This window comes from Roseomonas aerilata DSM 19363 (assembly GCF_000711725.1).
Taxonomy (GTDB): Bacteria; Pseudomonadota; Alphaproteobacteria; order Acetobacterales; family Acetobacteraceae; genus Roseomonas; species Roseomonas aerilata.
Map to the genome: position 1 here is coordinate 1 of NZ_JONP01000110.1, position 3,463 is coordinate 3,463.

The following is a 3,463-nucleotide window of genomic DNA, read 5'->3' on the forward strand; positions in this document are numbered from 1 at the left end:
CGGCGGGTGCGCCAGACCGGCAGCACGGCTCCTGCCAAGATCGGCGGCTACCGCAAGCCGCTGCTGGCTGGGCAGGAGGCGTTCCTGCGGGAGCTGACGGCCAGCCGGAAGGGGATCACCTTGGTCGAGATCCGGGTGGCGCTGATCGAGCGCGGCGTGGCGCCGGTCTCGCTGATGACCATCTGGTTCATGCTGAAGCGGCTCGAGCACTCGCATAAAAAAAGACCCTGAGGGCCTCCGAGCAGGACCGGCCAGACGTCGCCGAGCACCGCCGCCACTGGCGCGTTTGGCAGCGCTATATGGATCCTGAGCGCTTCGTGTTCCTCGACGAGACTGGCGCCGCCACCAACATGGTTCGCCGCTACGGCTGGGGCCCGCGGAGCGAGCGCCTGGTCGATGCCACGCCTCACGGCCACTGGCGCACCACCACCTTCATCGCAGGGCTGCGCAGCACCGGCCTTGTTGCGCCTCTCGTGCTGGATGAGCCTATGACGGGCGAGACCTTCCTCGCTTACGCCGAGCAGTTCCTCGCGCCCGTCCTGGCCAGGGGCGACGTCGTTGTCCTGGACAACCTTCCGGCACATAAAGTCGCCGGGGTGCACGAGGCGATCCGAGCCACCGGCGCCAGCCTGCTCTACCTGCCGCCCTACTCGCCCGACCTGAACCCGATTGAGCAGCTCTTCGCCAAGCTGAAGGCGCTGCTTCGCAAGGCTGCAGCCCGCACCCGCGAGGCCCTCTGGACCACCATCGGGCGCCTGCTCAAGACCTTCATCCCAGCCGAGTGCCGGAACTACCTCGCCAACTCAGGCTATGCATTCGAGTAGCGTGGAAGAGCTCTAGCCTCGACAGAAGTGAGGAGGCAGCACAAGTGCCTCCTCACTTGAAGCGCCCTCGCGATGCTGGGTTATGCCCTCAGGTCGCGCGCTTTCGCCGCACCGCCGCCAGCCCGAGCAGCCCAGCACCGAACAGCGCCATGGAGGCGGGCTCAGGCACGGCCGTGGTGACGGTGCCACTCAGACTACACGCCAAGTTGCCGCAACCATAGGTCTCGTCACCGAAGATGCCGGTGAAGGTTGTCCCGCGGAAGGTAAGAAACAGACCCTCGGCGCCGGTTGAGAACCCTAATTTCCTGAAGAGGCCGTTTCCGGCACCGCCGGTAAGATCGAAACTCCAGGTGTATTGCACGGATGATGGACGCTGAAGCTGGAAGCTAGGAAGCGTCACGGTGTTGAACCCACCGGGGTTATTAACATCCAACCCGACCAACCCGGCGATCGAAGAACGATCAAGATCGTCTTGAAATGAGTTGAAGAACGACAATGAAAAGCCGTTCTGAGCGGCCGTATCGGTGACGACAATTTCTCCGAAGACGTTCAAGAGAGCAACAGATGGGAAGTTGTTGCCAGTAGCAGGCCCGACCTGCTGGAAGCGATAGATCACATCGGCCTTTGCCGGGCCGGCCGCCGCCATCAGCACCAGCCCAGCGGCCAGTGCAGCATTCTGCAAGCTCATCGAAACATCTCCTGCGGCGCCTTGCTGGCGTCTCGCAAACGGGGGCTGTGCATGTGCCGCGCTAGACACGGCGGAACCATTAGGAACAAAGCCTTACGCCAAGATTCGGCGGCGTTTCGACTGTTCCGTAAAGATTTGCGACTTGCGTCCGAGTAGCGTGGAAAAGCTCTAGTGCACTCTGTCACGAGAGCCGAGGTAGTAATGCTGGAACCGCTTGGCGGCGACCGCAGCTCGTCGCGCATTTAGGTTCATGGGGCGCTCACCCTGGGCTTTGTCGAACAGAAGTCGACCTCACTTTGACAGATGTCCGAGGTGAACTCGTCAGAGCAAATAGGACAGCAGGCACCACGCCGATTTAGCGCGTCCTTCAGCAGCACCTGAGCACGTGCAGAAAGGAGATGGCGCACGCCGCCGAGCAATGGACGGGTGTGGAAACGCTGAGGACTTTGGCGGGACGGCTGAGGACTCTGGCGGGAGTCTCTGGTCAGCGCCGGAGCGCGGTGACCGTCTTGCGAGGCGCCACTGGCGGATCTGAGGGCGACAGGAGGAGGCCGCTGGGGCGAACCTCAATCCGAGCACCGGGATACACTGCCGTTGCGAGCTGGAGCTGCTCCTGGAAGGTCTCCCGAAAGTGGTCGAGGCGCCGAATCCCGCCACCGAACTGAGCATGAAGTGCCCGCCATGACACGGAAATCGGGCCCGCGAGCGCGTGGAGACGATAGGCCGCCCAGCAGTAGATATCGAGCGCCATGGAGTGCCGGTTAATGTGCCGGATTGCCGACTCTTCGATAGGGACGGGATGGCGTCGCAGCTGCTCGAAGAAGGTTTCAGAAAGCTTGGTCCGCTCAAGGAACCCGCTCCCGCCAAAGTCCTCATCGTCGTCAGTGAACAGCGCCTTGTCGACGATGAGCTGCTGCACCAGGGCGCTCTTGCCCGCTTGTTGCACTTCGAACGTGAGGCGACACCGCGTAATGCGCTCTGCCTGTTCCCGCACGTCGGCGATCGACTTGCCGCCCGGGGAGATCCCCATCTTTTTGAGCCAGGCACGTAGACTTTTCCCGAGCTCTATCTCTCGGCTCTGAGTCCGAAGTGCCTCAGTCTGGAGGTAGAGCATAATAAGTCGGGCACGGCTGCCATAGGGCACGCCAATCCATTGCAGCCCGCCATCAACGAGAGTTTTGCGTCCAGGCTCGACCAGGAGGTTCACCCGATCCGTGCGAACCTGCCATGGTTCGTCGTTAGCCAGGCGCTTGTGGGGCAGGGCAGCTTGTGCCCAACCAGAGTAGAGGAAGCCAATACCGCCTTCCTCATCGGTGAGGTAATCGGCGGCCGCATCCACCACGCGGCGCTCGATGCTGTCGAACTGGAGGACACTCTGGCGGCCGTGAGCTCTCAGCAACTCATGCACTTCAGCCACAACGACCTCCTCTCAGCAGCCTTCATTCATCAGCGAGTAGTCCGGAATATGGATCGCTCCTGATCGCTTGTCGCTGAGGACTTCGGCGGGAAGGGTTAGTAGCAATGGTAGTAGTGATTCTAACTACTAGTATGTCCCGCCGGAGTCCTCGGGACGGATCGCGCAGATGTTTGAAAAGACAGTAAGCGGCTCCCGCTAAAGTCCTCACCCATCCCGTCAGAGTCCTCAGTCGGCCTGTGGGCAACCAGGCTCATCAGGTGTCACCTCAGCGGGGCCGAATCGGGGCGCCTGAATACCGCTTCCCCTCGCCTCCCGCCAAAGTCCTCAACTCGGCCTTACCTGCATCCGGAGGACGGGCCCGGCAATCCTCCATCATCGTGTGTGGTCCATAAGAATAGGAAGATCGCGCTTCAAAAAGATCAGGGGAGACCTTTCGTCTCTCTAGGGTCAGGACTCATTGATCCAGAAGAGCACGGCGACCGCGAGGCAAATGGAGGACATGAAGGTGTGGGCGCATCGGTCGTAGCGCATGGC

3 protein-coding genes and 1 pseudogene are annotated in these 3,463 nt (G+C 61.7%); 2 read left to right on the forward strand and 2 right to left on the reverse strand.

Annotated elements, in window-relative coordinates:
* Together BO39_RS33855 and BO39_RS29065 are read left to right on the forward strand one after the other, a co-directional pair.
* Window positions 1-231, forward strand: a 231-nt coding sequence (locus BO39_RS33855; RefSeq protein ID WP_043840346.1) for a hypothetical protein, incomplete at its 5' end; no start/stop codon positions are given.
* Window positions 232-233: 2 nt separating this feature from the next.
* A pseudogene (locus BO39_RS29065) lies at window positions 234-824 on the forward strand (IS630 family transposase); the annotation flags it as partial.
* Between the two features lie 88 nt (window positions 825-912).
* On the opposite strand, the gene BO39_RS29070 reads toward BO39_RS29065, so the two are convergent.
* Complete coding sequence (locus BO39_RS29070; RefSeq protein ID WP_043840349.1) at window positions 913-1,512, reverse strand: PEP-CTERM sorting domain-containing protein; 600 nt, start codon at window positions 1,510-1,512, stop codon at window positions 913-915.
* Window positions 1,513-1,996: 484 nt separating this feature from the next.
* On the reverse strand, window positions 1,997-2,929 hold the full coding sequence (locus BO39_RS29075; protein ID WP_043840350.1) for a replication protein RepA: 933 nt from the start codon (window positions 2,927-2,929) through the stop codon (window positions 1,997-1,999).
* Window positions 2,930-3,463: the final 534 nt, after the last annotated feature.